General features: G+C 41.4%; 19 protein-coding genes and 2 pseudogenes. 8 read left to right on the forward strand and 13 right to left on the reverse strand.

Annotated elements, in window-relative coordinates; translation table 11 throughout:
• Nucleotides 1-7: 7 nt before the first annotated feature.
• Genes BLS58_RS08250 through yhfZ form a run of 3 tightly spaced genes read right to left on the reverse strand, consistent with a single transcriptional unit; the run spans nt 8 to nt 1687 of the window.
• Nucleotides 8-364, reverse strand: a complete 357-nt coding sequence (locus BLS58_RS08250; protein ID WP_090397836.1) for a DUF2620 family protein — start codon at nt 362-364, stop codon at nt 8-10.
• Nucleotide 365: 1 nt separating this feature from the next.
• Nucleotides 366-722 (reverse strand): PRD domain-containing protein, encoded by a 357-nt coding sequence (locus BLS58_RS08255; protein ID WP_090397839.1) that lies wholly within the window; start codon nt 720-722, stop codon nt 366-368.
• Between the two features lie 35 nt (nt 723-757).
• Entirely contained in the window at nt 758-1687 is a 930-nt protein-coding gene (yhfZ, locus tag BLS58_RS08260; RefSeq protein WP_090397841.1) for a GntR family transcriptional regulator YhfZ, read from the reverse strand.
• Between the two features lie 237 nt (nt 1688-1924).
• Between yhfZ and BLS58_RS08265 the strand changes: the two genes are divergently transcribed.
• From BLS58_RS08265 to solA (BLS58_RS08285), 5 genes are all read left to right on the forward strand, one after another.
• Entirely contained in the window at nt 1925-3061 is a 1137-nt protein-coding gene (locus tag BLS58_RS08265) for a YeiH family protein (protein ID WP_090397843.1), read from the forward strand.
• Nucleotides 3062-3201: 140 nt separating this feature from the next.
• Nucleotides 3202-4176: a phosphotransacetylase gene (locus BLS58_RS08270; RefSeq protein ID WP_090397845.1), complete on the forward strand. Its 975-nt coding sequence runs from the start codon at nt 3202-3204 to the stop codon at nt 4174-4176.
• Between the two features lie 634 nt (nt 4177-4810).
• Complete coding sequence (nhaC, locus tag BLS58_RS08275; protein WP_176764668.1) at nt 4811-6271, forward strand: Na+/H+ antiporter NhaC; 1461 nt, start codon at nt 4811-4813, stop codon at nt 6269-6271.
• Between the two features lie 94 nt (nt 6272-6365).
• Nucleotides 6366-7520 (forward strand): N-methyl-L-tryptophan oxidase, encoded by a 1155-nt coding sequence (gene solA / locus BLS58_RS08280; RefSeq protein WP_245723107.1) that lies wholly within the window; start codon nt 6366-6368, stop codon nt 7518-7520.
• Nucleotides 7521-8629: 1109 nt separating this feature from the next.
• A complete protein-coding gene (solA, locus tag BLS58_RS08285; RefSeq protein WP_090397849.1) occupies nt 8630-9772 on the forward strand; it encodes an N-methyl-L-tryptophan oxidase in 1143 nt (380 codons plus the stop codon).
• Nucleotides 9773-9887: 115 nt separating this feature from the next.
• Here the strand turns inward: solA (BLS58_RS08285) and BLS58_RS08290 are convergent.
• The 10 genes and pseudogenes from BLS58_RS08290 to ald all read right to left on the reverse strand — a co-directional run.
• Nucleotides 9888-10526: pseudogene (locus BLS58_RS08290) on the reverse strand (IS110 family transposase); the annotation flags it as partial.
• The gene (locus tag BLS58_RS08295) at nt 10523-10771 is read right to left on the reverse strand and encodes a hypothetical protein (protein WP_090397853.1); all 249 of its coding nucleotides are present in this window, start codon (nt 10769-10771) and stop codon (nt 10523-10525) included. The pseudogene BLS58_RS08290 and the gene BLS58_RS08295, both read right to left, overlap by 4 nt.
• 133 nt (nt 10772-10904) lie before the next feature.
• Nucleotides 10905-12631, reverse strand: a pseudogene (locus BLS58_RS18390) (IS1634 family transposase).
• 541 nt (nt 12632-13172) lie between these two features.
• Nucleotides 13173-14834, reverse strand: a complete 1662-nt coding sequence (locus tag BLS58_RS08320; RefSeq protein ID WP_090397863.1) for an amidohydrolase — start codon at nt 14832-14834, stop codon at nt 13173-13175.
• 27 nt (nt 14835-14861) lie between these two features.
• Nucleotides 14862-16274 (reverse strand): sodium:solute symporter family protein, encoded by a 1413-nt coding sequence (locus BLS58_RS08325; protein ID WP_245723108.1) that lies wholly within the window; start codon nt 16272-16274, stop codon nt 14862-14864.
• A gap of 916 nt (nt 16275-17190) precedes the next feature.
• Nucleotides 17191-17700: a TRAP transporter small permease subunit gene (locus tag BLS58_RS08330; protein ID WP_090397867.1), complete on the reverse strand. Its 510-nt coding sequence runs from the start codon at nt 17698-17700 to the stop codon at nt 17191-17193.
• 280 nt (nt 17701-17980) lie between these two features.
• A complete protein-coding gene (locus BLS58_RS08335) occupies nt 17981-19087 on the reverse strand; it encodes a TRAP transporter substrate-binding protein (RefSeq protein WP_090397870.1) in 1107 nt (368 codons plus the stop codon).
• A gap of 150 nt (nt 19088-19237) precedes the next feature.
• Complete coding sequence (locus BLS58_RS08340; protein WP_176764672.1) at nt 19238-20545, reverse strand: TRAP transporter large permease; 1308 nt, start codon at nt 20543-20545, stop codon at nt 19238-19240.
• Between the two features lie 509 nt (nt 20546-21054).
• Nucleotides 21055-22419 (reverse strand): aminotransferase, encoded by a 1365-nt coding sequence (locus BLS58_RS08345; RefSeq protein ID WP_281241000.1) that lies wholly within the window; start codon nt 22417-22419, stop codon nt 21055-21057.
• 13 nt (nt 22420-22432) lie between these two features.
• Entirely contained in the window at nt 22433-23566 is a 1134-nt protein-coding gene (ald, locus tag BLS58_RS08350) for an alanine dehydrogenase (protein ID WP_090397873.1), read from the reverse strand.
• 268 nt (nt 23567-23834) lie between these two features.
• Between ald and BLS58_RS08355 the strand changes: the two genes are divergently transcribed.
• The 3 genes from BLS58_RS08355 to BLS58_RS08365 all read left to right on the forward strand — a co-directional run.
• Nucleotides 23835-24557, forward strand: coding sequence for a GntR family transcriptional regulator (locus BLS58_RS08355; RefSeq protein WP_090397875.1), 723 nt, complete (start codon nt 23835-23837; stop codon nt 24555-24557).
• Nucleotides 24558-24741: 184 nt separating this feature from the next.
• Complete coding sequence (gene xsc / locus BLS58_RS08360) at nt 24742-26514, forward strand: sulfoacetaldehyde acetyltransferase (RefSeq protein ID WP_425433683.1); 1773 nt, start codon at nt 24742-24744, stop codon at nt 26512-26514.
• 177 nt (nt 26515-26691) lie between these two features.
• A partial coding sequence (locus BLS58_RS08365; protein WP_176764673.1) for an IS110 family transposase occupies nt 26692-26898 on the forward strand: 207 nt, incomplete at its 3' end.

Here is a 26898-nt window from a genome sequence, read left to right on the forward strand (position 1 = left end):
GTATCACTTATTTGTTCAAGAGGGCATTCATAATGAGAGGAACAGCCTCCCGCTTGTGATCAGCCGTAAACCCAAACGCCTTTTTTCCTTGTTTCACAGCCTCTTTAATCTTGGCCTCGTCCGGTTTTCGCCCCGGCATCGATACCGTTTCACATTGGTCTTTTCCGAGAATCGCCGTAGCCATCGCCAACGCTCCACCGCCGCCGGTCGCACAAGCGCCAACATAAATATCCGCTTGCCCTGATTTAATCGCCATGGCCGCTTCCACATCTGACTTCACGGACGTCGTAATCTCTTCCCCATGTTCCTTAACCAACGCTTCCACTTCTTTTTTATCGACCTGACCACCAATAACGACCCTCATGTTATTCTCCTCCCAATTCCTGAAAAATAGATACATAGTGGATCTGCAAAAACTTTTGCTCTTCCTCAGGCAATGTTTTGCCGAGGCGATCTTCCAACCAGCTGATTTCTTCCTTTGCATTCGACAAATACGGAGACTGTGCTACTTCATTGAACAGCACTTCCGGCGGAGGTTCCAATTCTTCCCCCCGTTCCATCCGCGTTAAAGCGGTAGCAAGATGAGTGATAAGCATATCGAGCTGCGCCTGGGGAGCCTGATCACCCATTCTATCGGCTGCCTCAGCAGCCATTTCGGAAGCTTTACTTGTAATCACATCTCCTTCCAAAAGAATCTGTAGACGCTCTTGCACTTGTACCATCAATCGTTCGCCTCCAATATACAGTATTTAGTATTTTAATAACGTGGGTGAACTGTCCCTTGTTCCACTTTTTGCTGGATGTCCTTTACTTGTTGCAGATCCAACTGCTTGATACGATGTTTTGTCTCGACTTGATCTTTCTCTACGACTAACGCAGCCTCGCTCACTTTTTGAGACAATGCTTTCGCTGGTGGGGAACGAAACGCCGAACGATTTAGTTGAGTAACGCGTCCCTCGTCTTTATTCCAGATCGCCGCGTCCAATTCTCCATGTTTTAGCATCTCAAACAGTTGCATATAGTTGACGTCAGTGAATGTGACATCCAGTCCCTCACACTCATATTCTGTTAATAAATATTGATCCGGGGACGTATGATCGATTCCGACTTTCATTCCCGTCTCTATTTGGCGGGCCTGGGGGTCATGAAAAAATATCTCATGCCCGGAAACATAGGTGTCTTTGCCAAAAAGTAAGGCAACCTCCAGTCCCTGTTTTTCTTCCACTACTCTTTCCGCCGCCATTCTAGATAGCAAGGCAAAATCATAACGGCCCGATTTTAAAGCATCGATTCTTTGACCTGCCCCGCGCATATAGGCCAAATTCGCACGAATATGTTGCTGCTCGAACCCTTCTACCAGACCTGTAGCCAACCCTTCATATTTACGCGAATACGGTAGCGGCATCACCCCGATAAGTGGGCCAATCCCTGCAATTTCGAGTAACTTTTGCGTATCCATTTGCGCGATAAACGTTCCCAAGTGCCCCCGCGCTTCTAGATGAACCGCTTTCATTTCCTCTAATAATTTAAGCGCACCCTGAACCGTTCCCCTCCCCATGGAAAATTCGTGAACAAAATCAGTGACTCGTGGGATTCGTTGCCCAACATCCAGGTTCACCAATTTGCCAGCGATCTGTTTCGCGGCCAATCCATTCTTGGAATATAACTTTGCCCAGCTTCCGTTCATTATCCAGCTCCTTAATGTACGGTATTTTGTATTTTTATTGTATATTAAGTTTCCAAAGGATGCAATGTTTTTTATCGGAATATAGTGTTCTAATATGCCCTTCCACCCGTTCATTGCTTTCGAATACATTTATATTACTTATCGTAATAATTCCATTCTGACATCTCTATAACCACTCTTCTCTTATTTTTTATACAATTAGTTGTAGAAAGCTTTTTGGGGTAGGGAGAGAGTGATATGCAGCGAATAATAAAAAAAACATTACGATTAATCCCTGGACTTATGTTATGTCTTGCAGTGATGGTAGCTGCTTTGTACATTGCGGACTGGCTGGGGGTTCTTATCCAATACTTACAGGGAATAGAAGGAGAAGGAAGTAGTCCTATTTCTGCGATATTTGTCGCGATTATCATGGGGATTCTCATAAGAAATATCATTGGTTTACATGACATCTTTCAAGAAGGAGTTAATTTTTCGGTCAAGATTGTTTTGAAAGCAGGAATTATCCTTCTAGGAATACGTTTAAGTTTTTTAGATGTGATAACGCTGGGAGCATGGGGCATTCCAATTATTTTAATGTGCGTTTTGACAGGGTTATTTGTAACGATTTGGATTACGACAAAACTGCAACAATCCCACCGACTCGGAACGTTAACGGCCGTAGGTACAGGAATATGCGGGGTAACGGCAATCGTGGGGACGGCGCCAGGTATTAAAGCCAATAAAGAAGAAATCACTTATTCGATTGGAAGTATCACCATCTTTGGAATAATGGCCATGTTTTTGTATCCCTACCTAGCGCATTTGCTTTTTGCCGACGATCCAGTACGTGCTGGTTTGTTTTTAGGAACAGCTATTCATGAAACGGCTCAAGTAGCCGGTTCGGCGTTAATATACGATCAAATATTTCAGAGCAATGAGGTAGTCGATGTAGCCACGATCTCTAAATTAACCAGAAACACACTTCTTATCGCTGTAGTACCGATAATGTCCTATTACTACTTGAAAAAATCAATGAGAGCAGCAGAAGGAGGAGAAGGGAAAAAATGGTATCAATTGATCCCTTTATTTGTTGTTGGTTTCCTTCTTATGGCTGCTGTTCGAACCATTGGAGATACTGGCATACAAGAAAACCATTTAGCATTCGGGATATTTCCCCCAGATCAATGGCAAACAATCTGGGAATCTCTTAATACACTTGGTTCTGAATATTTCCTTGGGATCGCAATGGCTGCCGTAGGATTATCTACAAACCTTCAAATGTTTAAGAACCTGGGTGCTAAACCCTTTTACATCGGTATGGGGGCCGCGTTTACTGTGACAGCTATTAGTTTACTGATGGTCTATTTATTAGGAGGATTCATCACGTATTAATCAAAGGAAGCTTGTAATTAATTATAATTTTTAATGATTTAATTAAAATATTCAAATCACTAGATGGCAGTATTTTTTGTTATATTGCTCATAACCTTACTTCCATCGTAGCTACTAATTGAATGATTGGAGGATTCTAATTGGATTTTTTTGAAACCATATATGAAAAAGTAAAACAAACCTGTCCCAAGATCATATTCCCCGAAGGTAATGATGAACGTGTAATAAACGCAGCTATTGAACTTGAAAAGTCTAAAATCATTAAACCTCTTCTTTTGGGAGCAAAAGGTGTTATTGATGATTATGCAAGCAATCACAATTTGGAGATTATTGAGCCTGATGAGAATAAAATAATCCCCTTTCGTGATGAAGCTTATGAACTTTTAGCCAAAAAGTACAGCCAACATCAGATTGATGACCTCCTCTTACAACCCAACTACTATGCTATGATGCTTCTCAAACACGGGAAAGCCGATGGCCTTGTGGGAGGAGCACAATTCCCAACACCAGAAATCATCAAACCAGCTCTTAAAATAATAGGGATGGAATCAAACATTAATCGTCTTAGCAGTTACTTCTTAATGATAAAAGACGAACAAGTGTATTTCTTTTCGGATTGCGCCGTCAATGTTTTACCCAATAGTGAAGAGCTTGCAGAAATCGCCTATTTGACCGCACACTCTGCAACGATGTTTGATGTCTCTCCTAAAGTTGCGTTTTTAAGTTATTCCACGAAAAAGTCATCCATATCTGAACAAACTGAAACTGTCCAAAAAGCATATGAGTTATTTATGGAGAAACATCCTTATTGGCCCTCTGAAGGGGAGATTCAACTTGATGCCGCGATTCACCCTGAGGTATCAAATAGCAAAACACTAGACAGCCCACTAAAAGGTAGGGCAAATGTTTTAATCTTTCCAAATCTCGATGCCGGAAATATAGGTTATAAGCTCACAGAGAGGCTTGGCTTGTTCAGTGCTATAGGCCCTGTTCTTCAAGGGTTAGGTAAGCCTGTTAATGATTTATCCAGAGGGTGTTCATCTGAAGATATTTTCCGTTTAGCTATTCTTACAGGTCTACAAGTTATTTCTAAGCAGGAAAATACATTAATATGATATAGAGGCACTCAATATTTTCTTTACTCGTATATTAGTTTGATTGTGATTACATTGGTTAAGTGGAGTATAAGAGATTTTGTGCAAACGCTACCAAAAGTTTAAATGATGTGGAAAGTGCTTATGATAAAGATATCACTAATGTTTATCTCCGCGATATTCTTATTTCTTACCATAGCTTGTGAAATAATGATGTTAATCAACATACTGAGACAGAGACGATTTAATTAGATGTAGGCCAATCAAAAGCTTCGGATCATCCAGTTTCTCAAGGCGTCGATAAATTTGCCAAACTTGTGGAGGAAAAATTAAATGGAGAAATTGCTATATCATGATGATTAAGGATCGAGCAGTTATTGAAAGTACATAAGATGGCTCTCTTGACATTGCAACAACGTCGACACCCAACATGTCAGTTTTACTTCTATTTCTAAAGGATGGGACCTACCGTTCATCTTATTTGAAAACAAAGAAGGGAGATTTATCAAGCTGTTGATAATGAACCAGATTAAAATGCTACATCTGATATAGAGGATTGTGATATGGTGATCCTCCCCGGCGGGGTAAGGAAACCTTTGCCATACCAACCTCGGTTGATTACGAGAGCCTAATTATTTAAATGGAGGTATCTTTTATGAAAAAAAGAAACCCATCATTAGCTGAATCGCTACTTGCACTTTCTTTTATGGTCATTTTTGTTTTTGGCGGTTTTTTTCTTTTTGATCTTGATGTTGCTATTATGTTGGTGGCATCAGCAGCTTGTGCAGGATTGTTAGCCCGGAGACTTGGCTATACTTGGTCTGATATGGAAAAAGCTATAGGTGAGCGTCTTAGAAGAGCCACACCTGCTATTTTGATTATTTGGATAATAGGATTTATTATAGCGACATTTACTTTCAGTGGCTCAATCCCCATGTTGATATTTTATGGAATGGAAATTATTAACCCTGAATACATGTTTATAACTTCCTTTGTTATTTGCATGATCTTTTCGCTTTTAACTGGGACTGCTTGGGGAACTGGTGGTACAGCAGGTGTAGCATTAATAAGTATAGCGGCTGGCTTAGACGTTCCGTTAGATATAACCGCAGCAGCTATTATTTGTGGGGCTGTTTTCGGTGACAAAATGTCTCCTCTTTCGGAAACAACGAATTTAGCTTCGTTAACTAGTGGAGTAAATCTTTATCAGCATATTAGATCCATGACATGGACTACCTTTCCGGCAACAATTATTACGTTAATCGTTTATTTTATTGCTGGTAGGAATATGAATATTTCTACTCAAAATACCGCTGTTAGTGATTACGCCCTATTGAATGACTTGGAAAATATTTTTTCCTGGAATCTTATATTGTTGGTTCCATTTGTCATTATTCTGCTTGGGGCGATATTTAGACAAGCTCCAGTTCCAATTATGCTTTTGTCCTGTTTTACCGCATTGATCATAGGTGTAACTTATCAAGGATTTTCTTTAGAAGACGGGGTTATGGCGGTCTCAGGTGGATTTAATGTTAGTATGATCCCTGGTATAAGCCCGGAACAATTATCTTCGGACACACTCGAGCTGCTAAATAATGGAGGCTTTGTGTCGATGTTAGACGTGATCATCATTATTTATTGTGGTTACGCATATATGTCTATTATAAGTGAGGTAGGTTTCTTAAATAGGGCACTAAATCCGTTAGTCAATAGGGTTAGAAAACGCGGTCCTGTCGTGGTGACGACGCTGTTTACCCAACTTCTCACATTTTTATTTTCCGGTACTTCATACATTGGATTTCTCTTAGTACCAGAAATGTTCAAAAAGTCATTTTTAAAAGCTGGAATGGCTGCAAAAACACTCTCAAGAAGTTTAGAGGATGCCGGAACGGTGATTGGGCCTTTGGTGCCCTGGAGTGCAGCAGGTGTGTTTTTTTCAAGTACATTAGGTGTTTCTATTTACGGAAGTGACGGTTATGCGATGTGGGCTATACTATGTTATATCACACCTATAATAGCTGTAATTCTGGCTTATACAGGAATTGGTATTTATAAACTGAATAAAGAGGAACAAGATGAAGCTTTAAGTCAATATGAAAGAGATAAAGCATCCTGATCAAATACTGAACTACCATTATAAATGTTTAATATATAATTAACTTATTTTATTTTGCAAAGGCTAAATTAAACTTTGAAAGAAGGTGTAAATATTGAACAAGAATTATAGTGTGATTATCGTTGGAGCTGGGTCTGTTGGAATGGCAACAGGGTATTATTTATCTAAAAAAGGTGTAGATACCTTACTAATTGATGAATTTAATCCTCCGCATGGGAAGGCAAGTCACCATGGGGAAACACGATTAATTAGACATGTTTCTCATGTTTCTAATGAAGAAGGCCAATATATTATACCGCTCGCCTTGAGATCACAAGAATTATGGTTTAATTTAGAAAAGGAGCTAGAAGAGACATTATTTATTCCAACTGGAACATTGTCAGTAGGAGAAGCTAGTTCACTCTTTGTAAGTAAAATTGTTGCTGAAGGCAGAAGGAACCCTCAGTTTTTAGAAGTATTAAATGCACATGAAATTAATAAAAATTGGCCAGGCTTTTCAATCCCTGAACACTTTATAGGTTGTTTCGAGTTTTCATCTGGTGCACTTCTTAATGAAAAATGTATAAAGGCATATAGGGAGCTTAGATCAAAAAGTAAAGCGAAATTACTAACAAATACTCGCGTGAAATCTATTGATCCTTTTACCAGTGGAGTCATTGTGAAAACCGAAGAAAACACTTATTATGCTGACAAAACACTTGTTTGTGCAGGAGCTTGGACTGGAAAAATTCTCACTTCATTAGATTTACCTTTGCAACCCGTACGAAAAACCTTTGCTTGGTTTGAAACCAATGATCTGTCACATCAACATCCACAGCTACCATGCTTTCATTTAGATTTTGAAAATCAACATTATTACGGTTTCCCGAATATGAACGGAGATGGAATTAAGCTTGGTAGAACGGATTCTGAAATGAAAATCAACCCTGACCTGATGAAACAAGATTTTGGGAAATACCCTAGTGACGAAGGAGATTTAAGAAATGTTTTAGACAGATTTTTACCAAAAGCATCAGGAAAATTAAAAAAAGGGAGATCGTGCTTGATAACTAATACTCCAGACAAACAAATGATTATTGATCAACACCCTGAATTTCCCCATGTTTATATTTCTGGCGGTTATTCTGGGAAAGGTTTTCAAATTAGCAGTGCTTTAGGGGAAATTTTAAGTCAACTAATAGACGAGGACAGCCCTACCCATGATATCTCTGCCTTTTCTTTATCAAGGTCTTCACTAAATCCAAATTAAGACTTGTGATTTAATCTACCTAATGAAGGCACCGCTACTACCATAAAGTAAAAATCAACAAAGGCGATGCCTTCATGCTACAATCTAAAAAACTTTTTTAAAGAAGAAAGCAATGACATTTTTCGTTCTCACAATTACCCAGAGGTCGTGCGAAAATGAAATGCACCGATTAGATTTTCTTTTGGTTGCTGGCGGCGTCAAACTAACAATGGCGAAACTACCTTGAAAGTGCAAGTAAACTCAAATTCACCGAACCTCAAAACCATTGATCACCCGACGTTAGCGACAAGCATTCCCTATGAAGCTGTCAAAGACATATTGGAGCTTTTAGGTTCCCGGTACGGGGGAAACCATCCTTGGATCTACCGGTTTCGTTGTCCGCTTGAATCAACGACGGGCGAAAATAGCCTCCCCTGAGCACCTTATCACGGGAAACGTTGCGGCGTTAAAAATTAAAAGGCATACATGTTTCCGCGTAGATACGTGCTTCCCATCCAGATGGAGGCTTCCAAAAGACTGACGCGCACGATGCTGCCGTTGCTGTTCAATTTGCCCACAAATGAACACGTCTGTTAGAGATCGGGCTTATGCCACCATCCGTGATTTTGATGACCTTGAAGACGATGGCAAAGGCTTTGTAATCTGCTTGAAAAAATCCATCTATACCGAAGAGAAGGAGCCTATTCCCCGTGTGACATCGGAACATTCCAGGGTCATCGGGTCATCGTGGAGGAATCGGCAAAAATCGGGAAAGGAAAAGCCAATCCAAACACCGGTCTCGCATCGTTTGTTTTTACAAGTATGAAGGGAATACCCCTCGAGTGGCTACAAACTTCAGCATCCTTTTTGCCGGAAATATGACAGATCGAGTTTTTACACCGCTTTCTCAAACACAATTAAATCTGAATAACTTAGGCACGACGCCGAATACGGTCTACGGGTAGCTCTTTTCGCATCGTTTATATGCTCTAGGACTAAGAACAAAGTACCGACAGGTGAGAATGCTACCTTATGGCAATTATTAATCAACCGCTCGCCAATTACTTCATTGGAATGCTTAACAAAGATATCACTAATTTGCTGAAAACTAGTGGAGGGAGTTCTTTGCTATGAAAAAGAACTATAGTGTAATAGTTATTGGTGCTGGATCGATAGGAATGGCATCGGGCTACTTTTTAGCCAAAAATGGGGTTGATACTTTATTAATAGACGCTTTTGACCCACCCCATGGAAATAGTAGCCATCATGGTGAAACTCGATTGATTCGTCATGCTGCTGCTGAAGGGGAACAATACGTTCCCCTTTCACTAAGGTCACAAGAATTATGGCACCAATTAGAAGAAGAAATGGATAAAACGTTATTTATACCAACTGGCACTCTTCTAGTAGGGGAAAATAATGCCCCTTTCATTAAAAACTCTATAAAAAGTGCTGAGCACCACTCATTACCTTTGGAAAAACTAGATGCTAATGAAATTCATAAAAGATGGCCTGAATTTTCAATATCAGAAGAATTCAATGGTTATTTTGAATCAGCATCCGGGGCACTGCTAAATGAGGAGTGTATCAGTGCATATAAGAAACTTGCTTCTCAATATGGGGCTAAAATAAAAGTGAACACAAAAATTGATAATATTGATTATCTCAATAACGGGGTTATTGTAAAAACGTCAACTGATACTTATTATGCAGATAAGGTAATTATCAGTGCTGGTGCTTGGACAGGTAAACTACTTTCTTCATTGGAGCTACCTCTTCAGCCTATGCGAAAGACTTTTGGTTGGTTCGAAGCTAATTATACTTCTTTTAGATATCCTAAATTACCCAGTTTCTATTTTAGTTTTCATGGTCAAAAATATTATGGGTTCCCTAATATCAATGGCAGTGGTGTTAAAGTTGCTCGTAATGACTCTGAAAGTAAAGTTGAACCAGATTTAATGAAAGAGGATTTTAATAAATATAAAAGCGATGAAGATGATTTACGATATTTTCTAGAAAAATTTATACCAAGAGCTGCCGGAAAGTTAATCAAGGGAAAATCTTGTATGATTACTAAAACTCCTGATAAAAATTTTATAGTAGATGAACACCCTAAATTTCCACATGTATTAATAGCTGGGGGCTTTTCGGGTCATGGCTTTAAATACAGTAGTGTATTAGGTGAGATATTGAGCCAAATGATTATTGAAGGAAAACCCTCCTATGATATTTCTCATTTCTCAATTACAAGAGCACCTTTAAAAGTAAAGTGAAAATAATGCAAACGTAAAGTGTAATATTACATTCAGGACATTTGTCCGGTTAAAAGCTCTTTCTTTCGCAGGGATGCTCCAGTTTTGAACTTGGCGGGGCTAGCCCCGCCAAGTTCAAAACTGTTCGCGGCTTGATCCGCTCTTGGGGGAGAGGAAAAACCCGCAAAGTGGCCAAGGCACTCTCTCCATTCCATTGCTTAAACACCTGCTCAAACTCCGGGAAGTAACGGTTCAGCCAATTTTGAACACGGCCATCCGCCTGGTTTTTCAACTGCACGAGCTGATCTCTTAATTTGATACCTTCTCGCAATTCAGCGTAAATGCCTTCAAGAAGGTTGGAGTGAGAGTATCGCCCGTCTTTCACCTGTTTAGCGATCACCATCGCATCTTTCGTGTCGTTTTTGCTTGGCGATTGATCATCGATTTCTTTGAGCCGTTTGACGTGCATGGGATTGACCAACACCAGGTGATGACCGCACGATTCAAGATAATACGCCAAGCTCAAAAAGTAGTGCCCGGTGGGCTCCATGCCTACCACCATGTGCGTTTTTTGATGGTTAGCCTGATGATCTTCAGCCCATCGTAGAAACTTCTCAAAACCTTCAAGATCGTTGGTGAAATTAATGCGTTTCCCAAATTCGAAGCCGCGATCATCAATGGCACGAGCGACATGCTTGTTCTTGGCGATGTCGACGCCAATGATGAGCGTTTCCGGGGTGATTTGAGCGAGCTTTTCATTTTGTGTATAATTCATGGTGAGTCCTCCTTGGTAGTTATCAATTTAGAGGTCGATGAGTAATAAAATTGAAAATCCGGTTGATCCCCCTTGCCTTGAACGGTTTTTAAATTGTCTTCAGTGACCAACGCGCTGTCCGCAATAAAAACCGCTTGCGCCAACTGATCGGGCTCGTACCATTGTCTCAAGGCTTTCATGACTTTCGCATTCCAAGTTTTATCACCCTGATTGCCGTTTAGCCCAGATTTCGCGCTAGCGACCATGCGCCCCAATCATTTCTGATGTCCAAAGTGTTACCCCTATCCGATGGTAGCTGATTCATCAGTCAATGCAACAAAAGGCGCGTTTATTCCCGGTCATTCGACATTAGAAAGACAAACGAAGACCGCCTCAAGGTTACTGGTGACGGCTTTCGACATCATTTGAGCTCCTTGGTTCCGTAAAAATGCTCGCATCCATCTCTAACAAACCGAGGATACGGGGCAATTGCGGTTCATAAGGCTTCGGGAAGAACCGCCGACGTTGGCCGTCGATCTCCATATGAAGGATGTCGACGGTATCTAAAAGTTCCAACACAGACTCACCCGTGGGGCGAAAGCTTCTGCGACCCCCGCCGCCGATCTGATTCAGGGCTTCGGAGGTCCCTTCCATGTTTTTGCGAATCAGGTATTCGAAAAGGCTGTAAACCATCGTGCTGATCATCATCACGGACGCAAACGCCTCAACGCGTTTGGGCTTGGATAGGTAAACCCGGCTGACAAAAAGGGGTTTTTGAGAAATCGAAAACGATTTTCCACCGTCTGTTGCCCTTTATAAGCTTTTAACAGCTCCACATTCGGCTGATCGTCTTTGGCCACATTGGTCACGAGAATAAAGATGGAGCCTTGTTTACGGAGTGTCGCGAGCTCTTGATCCGATGGCGGATGAAGCGTTAACCGGACGCGATAAACGGTTACGGGCGGCAGTGGCGCTTCCCCTTTCTTGGGACGTCCGCGCTTTTGGCGTTTGCCCGGGATTTCGTCGCGAACCACCGTGCCTTTGGTAGCCTTTGCGATGATGTTTGAGAAATGTGGTCAGCGCTTCTTCCGCGTCGGCTTCGCAGGCGAAATCTTGGCTTTCCAGCTCGGCTTGATCCTTGTGCCAGCTTCGCTGTTCCTTTTCCAGGTTGCTTTGGATGGTTTTTTCTTTTTGGGCCTCCATATGGTCGGATTGCACCACTAGAAACCGGTAGGTTTTTCCGTTAAGTTTAGCTTGGGCAGGGTAAATGCGGTAAGAAGCAGCGCCTTTACGCTTCACGAGGGTGCCGACCTCTTCCCACTGATCTTGCTCCTGCTCCAAGGCTTCGGCCTTCAACGTTTTGGCGACCTTGAAATGTTCCGGTAGGCGGGACAAAAACTGAAAATCAGGTTGATCTTTTTTGCCTTTGGTCGTTTCGAGGTTATCTTGAGTGACTAGGGCGCTATCGGAAATAAAAATCGCTTGTTCCAGCTGTCCTGGATCCTACCAATCGGTCAAAGCATTCAAGACATGCTTGTTCCACTTTTTATCGTCTTGATTGCCGTTTAAAATATCGGCATACACCGGAATGCCTTCCGGCGTCGTTCCCATGCCAAGCTTGAATTGAGGCAGGTCAGGCCGGTGATCTTTGGAATAGCCGCGCACGATCTTCAAAACGTCTTCTTCGTCCTTGGGCTGTCCCGTGTACACAAAGGACGTGGTATCAAAATGAAGGCCTTTCCATGTGAGGTTGATCGGGGCTTGAACAGCCTGAACGGCGGTCTTGCAAACCTTCTCGATTCCCGCGTCATGAAGGGCGTCTAACGCCCGGCCGAGCGCATCGTTATTGAAATCGCTCGCTTTCGTTCCGGCTCCAAAGAGCAATTCGACATCTTGTTTTTGATAGAATTTTTCCATCTGGTAAAGCGCTTTGCGATCGGATAACTGATTGATGATCATAGCAGCCACACGTGTTCCTACAGACACATTGCAGTCTTTCTCTTTGACAGGAGAAAGCTTATCGATGGCCTCAATCAGTCCAATTTATCAATCAGTTGGCGGATCACAGGTGTTGATCCGATACGAACGGGTTGAATATCGGCTAGATCTTCTGGTGATAGGGTCAAAGGAATCACCTCATGGTTGGTGTTCCCTTAAACTTTGATATGAGCAGAGCAAATTCCTGCCAAAAATTAAAAAACGTGCTCAAATGGGCGCGAAATATGAGTTATACATTTATGCGAGAACTTTTGACTGTCCAGAAAAAAACTTATAAAAATAAAAACAATAAAAATGAATCTAAGTTTATAGAAAATATCTTCCTAAAACCGTGGTAACATTATCCAAAATTATTCAACCAATCCTTCAGAAATGAAGGCAACGCTTATAAAGGTAACCCTACCAAAGATGCGATGCCTTCATTTGTACAATCTTGCTCGATGCGGTACGTCAAGAAGATCCAGAGAGGTCCAATCCAGAAACTGTCACAGGGCACAGACAGCTAAGATCAAAAGTATTTGACAGCCGTCTCGGGTTATCTTACTCTCCACGACTTCATACACTTAACTCACATTGGGCCTTCTCCGGATGTAAAAGGTGTAAAGGGCTTATACTTCATTTACCCCCGTTTTATCAACTTTGAAAATGAATGGAGGAGAAATCAAAGCTCTATATCACACCACTATTTGCTTCGTAGACTGCCTCCCCACCTATAAAAGTAGCTTTAATAGGGATATCCTTTATATCGATGGGATCAACTTGGGTAGGGTCATCTTCCAATACTGCAAAGTCGGCTTGTTTCCCCATTTCAATACTGCCAGAGCAATCCTCATTAAAGATTAATTTTGCACCGTAACTGGTCATAGATTTCAGAGCATCATTTACATCAAGTCGTTGGTTTGGCCCTAATATTTCTCCCTCACTTGTTAAACGATTAACAGCTGCCCATACAGAAAATAAAGGAGAAATAGGTGTTACAGGACAATCAGAATGTAATGTATACAGTAAACCCCGTTCCTTCATATCTGCTAATGGATTTATTCTAATAGATCGATCAGGTCCAAGGAACAACCGTTTATGTCTATCTCCCCAGTAATAGACATGATTGATAAATACAGAACCAGCAACCCCTAATTTTTTCATACGCTCCATATCTTCTACTGTGGCTGTTTGCACATGTTCTATCCGGTGTCTATGGTCCGCTCTGGGATCTTTTTCTAACGCATAAGTGTAACCTTCTAATATAGAGCCGATTGCCCTATCACCGTTTCCATGAATTGCAATTCGAAAACCACGCTTATGCAATTCTAATATTTCTTCATTAAGCTCGTGTTGATCATGAAGTAATTTTCCCACAACACCAGGTTTATTGTAGTACGGCTTTCTTAAAGCACCTGTTAGTCCCTGAATTGAGCCATCCTGAAACATCTTTGCGCTATCTAAGCTAACGTTACCGTTGGTTTTGTTCATAATTTCTTGGTTTAATTCATCAGCCGTATAATTGTCGAACCTTCCGTTTTTCTTTAAAAGCGTATGCATAATCATTAATTTTGAGCGCATCGGATTTTTCCCTTTATTCGAAGCGATTATATGTGCATCAAATTCTGTCTCACCGTAGAATAAACCAACACAAGCATCTGTATTTGTCGTAATGCCATGTGCTAAGTAATCCTGAGATCCTTTTTCCATTGCACCAACCATCTCTTTTATGGTTGGTAGTGGAGTCACTCTTTGAACGTAATTCATTGCTGGTATTTCATATAGCACACCATCTAACTTTCCAGAGTGATCCCTTCCTAAATGAGCTCCCTGCGGATCCGGGACATCTTCAGTCACCCCTGCCAATTCTAATGCTTTCGAATTAGCAACAGCCAAATGACTGGATATATGAGTTATAAAAACCGGATGGTCTGATGCTATTTTATCTAATTCTACTCTGGTAGGATGTCTTTTTTCTTCAAGCAGGGAATCATCATACCCATATCCCTGAACCCATTCCCCTTTTGGTGTTTCATTCACCTTTATACGGATATTTTGCAAAATATCATCTATGTCCTTATTCGGTGGCGTGCTACAATCTACTTTATTCATGTTAAGTGAATACATTAATAAATGGTTATGAGTATCAATAAAACCTGGCATTAAAGTTGCCCCGTGTAGATTAATGACCTCAGTGCCTTGTGAACTACCTTTCAAATTATAAGGCGGTTCTGGTGTAGGCCAAATCCCACTGATACGCCCATTAGTAACTTCCACAGATCCTGCACGGCGATTATTCTCATCGAGTGTTAAAATATTAGCATTGGTTAGTATAAGACATTTTTTAGTCATAGAAATTACTCCTTTCGCTATGTTTAATTATCCGATTTTTGACTCCTCTGAGTCAGTTGTTGTAGAATCTTTACCTTCTTTATACGCATTATAATATGATATAACTTCTTCATCCTTTGAGTGTTCTGTAAATAAACTTACTAGTATTAGCAATGAAATGGATATTACTAGACCTGGTAATATTTCATGAATTCCGAATGGTTCACCAACAAATCGCCAAATAGTAGAGACAATGATACCCCCAACCATACTGACAATTACTCCTGTTTTTGTGGCACGTTTCCAGAACATGATTGCTAACACTGGGCCAAACAAAGCAACAGCTGTAAAAGACAAAGCAATTTGGTAAATCTCAATAACATCAGTAATATATAAAGCAATCATTAACCCTAATACTGCCATACCAAGTACTGCAATACGCGAAATCTTTAATACCTCTAAGTCATCTGCATCTGGTTTGATCCACTCCTGATATATATCCTTTGAGATATTAATTGCCCCACTAAGCAGAAATGAGGTTGCTCCTGTAAGGAGAGCAGCCAAAAGCGACACCATAAATAAGCCGCCGATTGACGCTGGAAAAACCTCTACCATAAAACTAGTGTATACATTATCTGGAAGAGTATCCGAAGATAAAGTATGGATAGCCATTATACCAATAAGTACCGTGAATATTTGCAGAATACCCGATAAAATAAACCCAACAGTTACACCCCAAGTTCCTGTCTTTGTTGATTTGGCTGCAGTTATTCTTTGCCAAGTTGTTTGCCACACAACATAAAAGGGGCCAAAAACTAAAGCCCAATTTAATAATTCCCTCCAACCAATACTAAAAAAATCAAAGTAGTGTGTAGGAGTTTCCTGTATCAGCACTTCAAATCCACCTATATAATTAAGTCCCATTATAAACATTAAAATAACGCCAGCAAAAATGACGACCGTCTGGGCTGCATCTGTCCACGCTACACTGTACATCCCACCCAGCAATGTAAATAAAACACTAACCACGAACCCCATTATAATAGCCCAAATCAATGATATGTCTATAATTGACGTCAGGATAGATGCCATTCCAACTAATTGCATGCTAAATGTAGGTACCATGTAAAGAAGAGCAATAATCAAAGCAGGAATCAGAGCTGAAGCCTTTCCAAATCGTCTAACAAATAAATCGGGTATGGTATAAAGTTTAAGCTTACGTATGACTGGTCCAATAGTAAACACAAATATTAAAGTAAAAGTCACAAGACTCATAGTAGTCATTAAATATGAAGTACCTATGGTAAATCCTTGCCCTGCAGTCCCTATTAAAGCTGCTGAACCTGATACAGTCGCAATAACTGTACCGACTATCGGCATAAAGCCAAGACTGAAATTTGCCATTACATAATCATCTGAAGTTTTAATCTTCGTTAATGATACTAAGGCTATTGCAAACATGACTACCAAAAATATAATAATCCAAATTAACCACCAATTAATAATTCATTCCTCCTAGTTAATATTGCTTTCAGCATTCTCCAAAGGTCGGTACGGCAAGGGAATTCTTGACGCATCCCTTTCGTCTCCTACCACTGTAGGAGATTTTAATTTCTCGTTATCAGATACTCGTGTGAAACGGAGAAAATTCTTTGATAATTAAGCACTATTAAGCACAAAGGTTCTTGATTTTTTAAACTGATTTTCATAATCACCCGTGAAGGGAACTTTTTTCCCTTACTATGATTATCAAGGTTTTTCATTTGAACCAACGGTTCTTCCTCATGACACGTATCAAAACTTTGTTCTGTTACAACTCCAAGAGCACTATAGATGGTCCATTATCCTCCTGAATCAGGATTGACCGTTCGTCCTCAAATGTTGGCAGGTTGATCTTTCCGGCATTACCGCTCAGTTGCAGGATCAGTACGCAGATCAAGGACCGGAAGCCCGCGATCCGGCTTCCATCCTGGCCGTAGAATCATAATCGACGAACACAGTTCATGAATCCAATTATCATCTTAGCCGTCAAGTATGATGTGAAAGTAATCCTCACCTATTATCCGCCCTATCACAGCAAGTACAAGCTGAGCCACACGATGACTTTTTAGACTTCAAATCCCTTGTGTAATAAGACTTCTCTCAGTAAATTACGTTTGTGCATATATCCTCTCAGCGTGAATATTCTTCTTTACAAAGTCTTTGCCATCGGCACTCGGAAAAAATATCACGGTATCACCCAGATGTTCCATATATACTGTATCATGAACTACATGCATCGCTGAATAAGGTTTTATATAGTCAGTTATGATCCCTGCAAAGCTATTCCAATAAGCTCCCTAATTATTCAAAAATCTTTCTTTTCTATAAGCTTGAACTATCTATTTTCATAGCCAAGGGCTGTCCGTATGTCTTGGACAAAATGTTTAATCACAACCAACAGTACGCAGAAGGCCCCAAAAGGTATAATCGCCTTTAAATGATAAAGCGGTATTGGGACAGCAGTTGGTGTCGTTTCCTGCTGGATAAAAGATAATTCAGCTGCCTCTATTCCCCTTGTAATTAACACATACAAGTACATAAAGGCAAAAACAAATGTAATAATATCACAAATAGCTTGAATCCTTGGTGAAAATCTTTCATAAAAAACATCTAGCTTGACAAAAGAGCCTTTGTTGAGGGAATAGGCTCCAGACACACAAGCCAATAATACCATGGAATACTGAATCGTTACGGAAATCCATAAGGAGGGTTGGCCGAAAATGTATCTCAGGATCACATCAGATAGTCCAAAGACCAATGCAAAAAGAATAAGCACCCAGCCAATTCTACCCAAACACTCACTGACAAAATCAATGCCTAGCTCCACTTTGTTCCAAACCTTCATTTTGATTACCCGCCCTCCCTCTTTCTTAGTAAATCTTCCCAAAAGAACTGTAAAGAGTCTGTTTATAAATACCTGAAAGTCGGCTGGCGTATCTCCGCGTTGTGGATTACACTCACAGGGCAAAACTCTCGCTGGCTCACTTTCGTCGCAGTCTCGGTATAAAAAATCTTGCCACCCCTGTATTCAGTAAATTTTTAAAGTAGCAGCAGCTTAAAAGCTTAAAACAACAGAAAGGCGGCAAGTGGCATGCATCATACATAACCATTTTTCACTACTAACATTACTCTAGGTGCCCTGTATCCCTCAGGAATTCTTCCCATAATTCAACGCCTTCAGCGGTTCGTTCCGACTGACTGGCAACTTCAGGCCATACACTTTCTATTGCTTCGTTCCGCATCCTCTCTTCCTCTTCCTCAGATAGAGTGATCACCTCACCTCCGCTATCTACAAGGTCCTGTAAAGCCTCTTCTACACCTTCGGCATGCATTCTACTCGTCTTAAAGTAATTGGACATGAAAACGTCATCGATGCGGTCCCTCTGCCAATCATTCAAATCATTCCAGGCATCCAAATTGACATAGATCTCCTGATGTTGGGCAGGATTCCACCCCGGCAGCATAGCATAATCAATCACCTCGTGGTAACTCATGTCATTAATGCCCCCGGTGTCCCATAATGTGCCGTCCACGGTACCTAAATCTATGGCCGAATATATCTCGTCAGCTTCTAAAGATACCGGTGAACCGCCCATGGCCTCCAAAAATAGCGCTTGAGGCCCGCCAGCTCTTAAACTTTCTCCTTGTAAATCTTCCATGCTATTTACCGGGAACGTGCTGAATATAGAATTGGGCCCCTGATTCGTCCAGCCAGCCCAATGAAGATTATTCTCATGAGCTGCTTCTTGAACAAGTTCACCTATTCGATACTGTGGATCACCCCACATAGCCGCCCAAGCTTCGTGGTGACTCTCAGCACCCATCGCCATTCCATAAGCTAACATACCCTCTGGCATAATTCCGCCATAATCCGTTGCCCAACCAGCGTATACATCTGTTGTTCCAGTGCTAGCAGCACTAAATGCTTCATCGCCGCTCACAATTGAACCAGCTGGAAGCAGCTCGATCTCTATCGTGCCTTCAGTAGCTTCCTCTACATCCTCAATCCACGGCTCGACACCATTAGCCCAACCAGCATCTCCAGAATCAAAAGCTGGTTGAAATACCCACTCCGTTGTCTCATCCGGAGGCCCATATCCATCCCTTGATTCTGCCTCAGTCGTCCCTTCCTCGTCCGTTTCTACATCATCATCTGTTTCCTCTGCTTGGCAACCCAGAATAACAAGCCCTGTAAAAATCACCATCACTGCATACTTCAAATCCTTCTTCATTACATAATCCCTCCCTTATTTGTTTCAAACACCTAGGGTAGAATCATAATCTATTCACCGAACCACCTCCTTTTAGTTTAGTAAATTCCATTCACAACATAACCTGTACAGAATTAAAGTTACGTACAATATATATCTTGTTTCTGTTAGTTACTGCATTGTAGTGGGAAGCCATGTTGCTAGCTGAGGGAATAATATAAGTAAAATCAAGGCAATGATCTGAATGATAACAAACGGTATAACAGAGCGGTAGATATCTAACATCGTTACACCTTCAGGCATAATGCTTTTTAACCAGAATAGTACAAAACCGAAAGGTGGCGTTAGATAAGCCACTTGTATATTGACGATAAAAAGAACGCCAAACCATAGTGTATCTATATTTAACTCGTTAAGTATCGGTACAAACAAGGGAGTCACCATCATAATAATAGCCCAGTCATCCATAATCATCCCCAATATCAAGATCACCAACATCATCGTGATCAAAGCACCCCACGCTCCGCCGGGCATGGCCAAAACAGTTGAAGTGATGACATTTTGGCCGCCTAGAGCACTAAAAACGTTAGTAAAAAAATTAGCAGCTATCAAAATCCAAAATCCCATACCCACAAGCTTGACTGTGAATATTAATGAGTCTTTAACGATTTGCCAGCTAATACTGCGGTATATAATATTAATAAAAAGCGCACCAGCTGCACCGACGGCAGCAGCCTCTGACGGCGTAGCCACCCCTAGCCAAATGACTCCCAAAACGAAAAAAATAAGGAGTAGAAACGGCCAGATGCCGGCGACTGAAGCAAGTTTTTCTTTAACTGTAAATCTTTCATCACGAGGAATCGCAGGACCCATGTGTGGCTGCACTGTACACCTTACACCGATATAAATGACATACATTATGGCCAGCATCAATCCTGGTATAATTCCACCTAAAAACAAGGCTCCTATGGATTCATTAGCTAAAATACCATAGAAAATGAAAGGAATACTCGGAGGAATCAGAGCGCCCAATGCTCCACCTGCTCCGATGGAACCTATGGCTATTCCTTTATGATAATTATATTGCATCATGGAGGGATAGGCGATCTGGCCCATGGTAATAGTGGCCGGAGGCGTGATTCCCGTAATAGCAGCAAAAATTGTACAAACCTGGACGGTTCCCATGGCTAGTCCACCTGGAAGATGACCTATTAATTTATAGGCTGCATCATAAGCAGTCTTAGCAATACCCGAATAGCGAATAATATTTCCCATAAATATAAACAATGGAACCGTTATTAAGATGTGCTGCCATGGAGTTGAAAAGAAAGCACTAGGAGCAGCCATCAGCGTTCCAGGTGAAAAAATATAAGCAAATAGAACGGCAGTACCGCCCAATCCAAGAGCAACAGGTAGCCCCAAAAATAAAACAATAAAAAGACAAAGAAACATCAATATTGTGATCAAGATGTCATCCAATTTATCCTCTCCTTTCCATAAAATCCCCATGAGCAACGATTTTAATTACAACACCCATCGATGGGCTTATTCCCACTACAAAGAGATTCCGTTAAGAATTGCAAGGAGACAAAGATTCTAACTGAGCTATTGCAATGTGACTGAGATTTAGTATCTGTCGAGCCCAGATTTGTATGCGATGCCTAAAAGATAATGCTTTCATGATTCATTTTATTGTAAATATTAGAGTTTAAATTTTCTCAGAGCCAAGAAGGAAATCATTAATTTCCTTCTTTCCTCTAAAAATTACAAAAATAATTGAGTTCCACTTCATCATAAATACACTTGTATCAAAAGATTAAACATTATTAAAATTTAGATACATATAACTTCATGCTCACTGCCCAGTTTTGCTGAAATGTGTTAACCGAAAATGCTTCAGCAATTAGAAGTACCAAGCTCTGAAGAGAGTCGCTACTAGATGAACTTTCCTCTCAGAAACTTCATTAATTATTAAGCTTTATAGAAATTTAATATTGAGATGAATTCAACACCTCTTTCACGGTATCTACAAGGAACTGTAGATCATCTTCTGTTGACGTTAACGGGGGTGCAATGATTAGAACATTTGCGAGTTGTGGGACGGTATCACCATTTTTGCCAAGAATCAAACCTCTTTCTTTACAAGCTCCAAGAATACTTCCTAGATAAGCATCACTAACCGGCTCTTTTGTGGTTTTATCCCTGACTAGTTCTATGCCGTATAGAAATCCGATGTCACGCACTTCGCCAACATAAGGGTTATACTCTAACTCCTTTAATTGGGTCAGAATCTTTTGCTCAAGCCTAGCTACTCGACCTACAATATTTTCACGCTCCAAAATTTCAATATTTTTCAAAGCAACCGCGCACGCTGCTGGGTGCCCTCCATATGTCGATACATGACGAAAATGATGATCCCCCGAATCATTTTTAAAGGCTTCATAAATCTCATTTTTGATGGATGTGGCTCCTAATGGTAAATAACCACTCGTCAATCCTTTGGCCATTGTCACCATATCTGGCTGTACTCCATCTGCGTGCATATAACCAAAGAGCTGCCCGGTACGTCCAAGACCAGAAACTACTTCGTCGATGATGAGCAGAACATTGTATTTATCACAAATTTCACGCACGCGTTTCAAGTAATGATCGGATTGGGGTTTAATCACACCTCCACCAGAGATGTAAGGTTCCATAATAAAACCGGCAACTGTGTCTTCTCCTTCCCATATGATGATTTGTTCCAAAAAGTTGGCCGCCATCTCGTCATCTTTTTCCGGGTTTTCAAATGTGCTTCGATAAGCATAAGGTGGAGGAACATGCATAAATCCTGGAACACCAGGGTCGTATTTAACGCGTCGCTGAGCCTGTGCTGTTGCACTCATCGCACCCATTGTTGTCCCGTGGTAAGCTCGGTATCTCGAGATGAATTTATATTTATCAGGATTGCCAGTTTGTTTATGATATTGTCGGGCAATTTTAAAGGCTGTCTCATTGGCATCCGAACCTCCGTTAGAAAAAAAGGTCCGGTAACCACCCCCCAGTAGTTCACTAAGTTTGGTTGCAAGTTCAATCGCTGGTTGATGGCTAAAAGTTAGTGGAAAATATGCAAGCGTATCCATCTGTTTCTTTGCAGCCTCAGTAATTTCAGTTTGACCGTGACCAAGGTTTAAACACCAAAGGCCCGACACTCCATCCATATACTCGTTACCTTCCGTATCTGTGAACCAAGCCCCTTGGCCATGAGCAGCGATCATGGGTGGGGCATCTGGATTATATTTGTGCATCGCATGCCATAAATGGTCAAGATCCTGTTTAGCCAGTTGGTCTTCTTTCATTTTATCGTGAGTCATTAATAAAGCCTCCTTAAATTGTTGTGGTTTTGGATTTGAATGTTTCGCCATAACTTTCGTATGTCATATTGTGAGCAGCGGCGACACCTGCATGCACGATTTTTCCATCCATAGTATTTACGGCTGATCGAAGTTCAGGATTTTTCAATATCGCTTCATTCAATCCATTAGTAGCAATTGCATGAGCATATGGCATGGTGTTATTGGTTAAAGATAGTGTAGCAGTTCGTGATACTGACCCAGGGATATTTGCGACCGCATAATGAATAACTTCGTGTTTAATGTAAGTAGGGCTATCATGCGTCGTAATTCGATTGGCAGTTTCAACTGAACCTCCCTGATCAATCGCAACATCCACAATGACAGACCCTTGATTCATATCCTTAACCATGTATTCTTTGACAAGCTTTGGCGCTTTTTCTCCAGGTATTAAAACTGCACCAATAAGTAAGTCAGATGTTTTCGCAGCTTCATGAAGACTGTGAGGATTGGACATAAGCGTCATTACTCGCCCTTGAAACTGATTATCAAGTTCCCGGAGTCGTATTGAGCTTATATCAAGTATGGTGACATTAGCCCCTAATCCGAGCGCTATTTTCGCAGCATTTGTTCCGACAATTCCTCCACCAATAATGGTGACGTTTGCCGGAGGCACACCAGGAACACCGCCGATCATCACCCCTTCCCCGCCTTTAGATCCTTCCAAGAACTGCGCACCAATTTGGACAGACATTCGTCCTGCTATTTCGCTCATCGGTGTCAGCAATGGTAAAGATCCATCCTCGTGTTTTAGTGTTTCATAAGCAAGTGCCGTTACGTTGTGATCTCGCAAAGCTTTAGTGAGTGTAGGCTCTGCTGCAAGATGAAGGTATGTGAATAGAATAAGACCTTCTCGGAAAAATTGGTATTCGTCTTCAAGTGGTTCTTTTACTTTCATCACCATATCACAAGCCCAAACCTCATTCGGAGATGACGCAATCGTCGCTCCTGCTTCATGATAATCCCCATCTTTGAAACCGCTTCCATTTCCAGCATTGCTTTCTATTATAACTTTATGCCCTGCGCTTGTGAGGTTTGTTACGCCGGCCGGAGTAATCGCGACCCGTTTTTCATTATTTTTAATTTCAACCGGGATTCCAATTCTCACACAATCATCCTCTCCAATATTCTGGTCCAGATATCCCAACCTCTTATTGCTTATTATTGAGTAAAACATATTTATGTAAATATCACAATGTTTTTTGTCATGGTAACACTTTAATATTATTTATAACTCTTATTAAAAAAAATAATGAAAGGTTGATTTTGGTTTTAATCAGAGTGCGATATAAAAAACTTATCATTAAATTCTTGGCAATTAGTTAATTAGCCTTCTATAATGAAGGATAGACAATATAATAAACGGGGAGAGAAAAATGAAACTAGATCACAATAACCCGCTACCTCTACATGCACAATTAAAACAAAAAATGGCAGACCGGATCAACGACGGCTATTACTCGAACCAGCTGCCAAGTGAAAGATCATTTATGGATGAATTTGAAATCAGCCGAAACACAGTACGAGAAGCGATTTCATCATTGGTAACAGAAGGCCTCCTCATAAAAAGGCACGGTGTAGGTACGTTTGTTTCCCCAAAACCCATTCAAGATTGGCTTGGCACACTAAAAAGCACAACAGAAACCATAAGGGAAATGGAGTTGCAACAGGATATTGATTTAATTACCCATGGTACTGTAAAACCATCTAATCAACTGAAAAGAAAGATCGATGATGATTCGGTTTACTTTATCAAGCGCCTTCGTTTTGCTGATGGGCATCCAATTGCATTAGAAAACGAATACTATCCCCTAAATATCGGAAACCAACTTACTCAATACGATCTAAATACTGAAACAATTATTGACCTCTTAGAAAACGAATTAGGATTTAGGCTAAATAGAGCGAACCAGGTCATAAAAGCAGGGAAAATTTCGAATGAAGATTCAAAATTACTTCAGTTTCATCAAGAAGAAAGTGTGCTTATATCAGAGCGTTTAATCACATCAGAAGAGGGTCAATGGCTTGAGTTTTCCCATACCTATTACCGCCCTGATTTGTATTCATTTTCGATTGATTTAGAACGGAAAAATGGGTGAAATGCTCTTTTATTTGATAGTTCTTTTTAATAATTGCTATCATATTTCCAAATAACGATTTAAAAATTTATAGTTTCTTTTTTTCGAAATATCTGTTTGAATAGATTTATACCATTGTTTAATTTGTTTAGAGTTAAACTGGTTGGGTTATCTGTACCACTATTTAAAAATAAAAAAGGAGGTAATGATTATGCAAACAGAAACACCGACAGGGATTCATTTTGAACAAAAAGTCAAGATGACACCGAGTGAGGCGATTGTGGAAACGCTTGTAGCGGAAGGCATCGATCATATGTATGGCATCCTTGGATCCGCCTTCATGGATATGTTGGACCTTTTACCCGAAGCCGGCATCGACTTCATTCCGGTTCGCCACGAGCAAAACGCGGCTCATATGGCTGACGGTTATACACGCATCACCGGAAAAGCAGGGGTGGTAATCGGCCAAAATGGGCCGGGGATCTCCAACATGGTGACGTCCGTTGCCGCGGCGCATATGGCGCACACACCGATGGTCGTTATTTCCCCATCGGCTGGGACACCCACCATTGGTTGGGATGGGTTTCAGGAAGCCAATCAAGTCTCGATCTTTGAATCAATAACCAAAGAGACCGTCCAAGTACCGCACGTGAGTCGAGTAGCGGATTGTCTTCGAACGGCTTTCCGTATCGCTTATGCCGAAAAAGGACCGGTTCTTTTTGATATTCCTCGCGATTTATTTTTTGGTGAGGTTGAGGAACAGATTCTTCATCCCCATCAATACCGTGTGACCAAAAGAGGAATTGGGGACCCTGCCGCCATCGATCGCGCGGTTGAATTGTTAAAAGAGGCCAAAAAGCCTGCAATCATTTCAGGGCGTGGCGTTGTGGATGCGGATGCTATCGAAGACGTCAAGCGTATAGCTGAACATCTCTCGGCACCTGTAGCTACTTCCTATATGCACAATGACGCGTTTCCATGGAACCATGACTTGGCCGTCGGACCCATCGGGTATATGGGGGCCAAATCAGCGATGCATTCGATCCAAGATGCAGATGTTCTCTTGGCCATTGGCACAAGACTGTCCGTGTTTGGTACGTTGCCCGCTTATGATATTGACTATTTCCCTAAAAACGCCAAAATCATCCAGGTGGATATCAACCATCGCAATATCGCACGGACGCATCCCATTGAGTGCGGTATCCTAGGCGATGCGAAAGATGTTTCCGAAGAGGTGTATAAACGTTTGAGTGTGGTAGATGCCGATCGAAGCGTTGATCAGCAACGACGGGTAGCCATCCAGGAAGAACGAGAGACATGGCTTAAGGAAATCGAAGACCTAGCCATGGTCGATGGCGAACCGATGAACCCGCGTCGAGCCCTCATGGAGATCTCCAATTTGATCTCTGATGAAACGATCGTAACCTCTGACATTGGCAACACATCGTCCACATCCAATTCGTACCTACGCTTTACTCAGCCTCGGAAACATGTGGCGGCCCTAACGTTCGGCAATTGCGGCTTTGCTTATCCAGCCGCTCTTGGTGCGAAGAAAGGAAACCCGGATGCTCCCGTCATTGCTATTGTCGGGGATGGGGCTTGGGGCATGAGTCTGAATGAAGTCAGCACGGCTGTCGAACAGCATATTCCCGTCGTAGCGTGTGTAATTAATAATGGAGCATGGAGCGCTGAGAAGAAAAATCAAGTGGATTACTACAACAACCGCTTTGTCGGCGCAGACATTGAAGGTCCAGACTTTGCGGAAGTTGCCCGCAGTATGGGGGCAGCCGGAGAAACCGTAGATAACCCTGATGATTTAAAACGAGCGTTTCAAGAAGCTCTCCAGTCTAACCATCCGACCGTATTAAATATTCATGTCGATGGTACCCAGTTAGCGCCCCCGTTCCGGAAAGATGCCCTGAAAATGCCTGTACGTTATCTGGACAAATATACTCATCTTGATCATCGCCACTGGTAATTTGACCGTCCCTGGACATGTGACGTCTAGGGGCCTTTTCACTTTTCGACATAAAAAAAGCATTCCTGTTAGGTGAAATTTTGGGCTTTGAACACAAAAGAGCCTCCTTGGTATAGTGCGGAGTAGACGATGAATGATCATCGAATCTCGAATTTAGGGAACCAAGGAGGACTCATCATGAATTATACACAAAATGAAAAGCTCGCTCAAATCACCCCGGAAACACTTATCATTGGCGTCGACATTGCTAAGAACAAACATGTTGCTCGTGCCATTGATGATCGCGGTTTCGAGTTTGGGAAACGCATCAATTTCACCAACGACCTTGAAGGTTTTGAGACGTTTCTAAGATGGGCTGAAGACCATCAGGCTAACAATCAAAAA

The organism is Natribacillus halophilus (genome assembly GCF_900100185.1).
Classification (GTDB): Bacteria; Bacillota; Bacilli; order Bacillales; family Marinococcaceae; genus Natribacillus; species Natribacillus halophilus.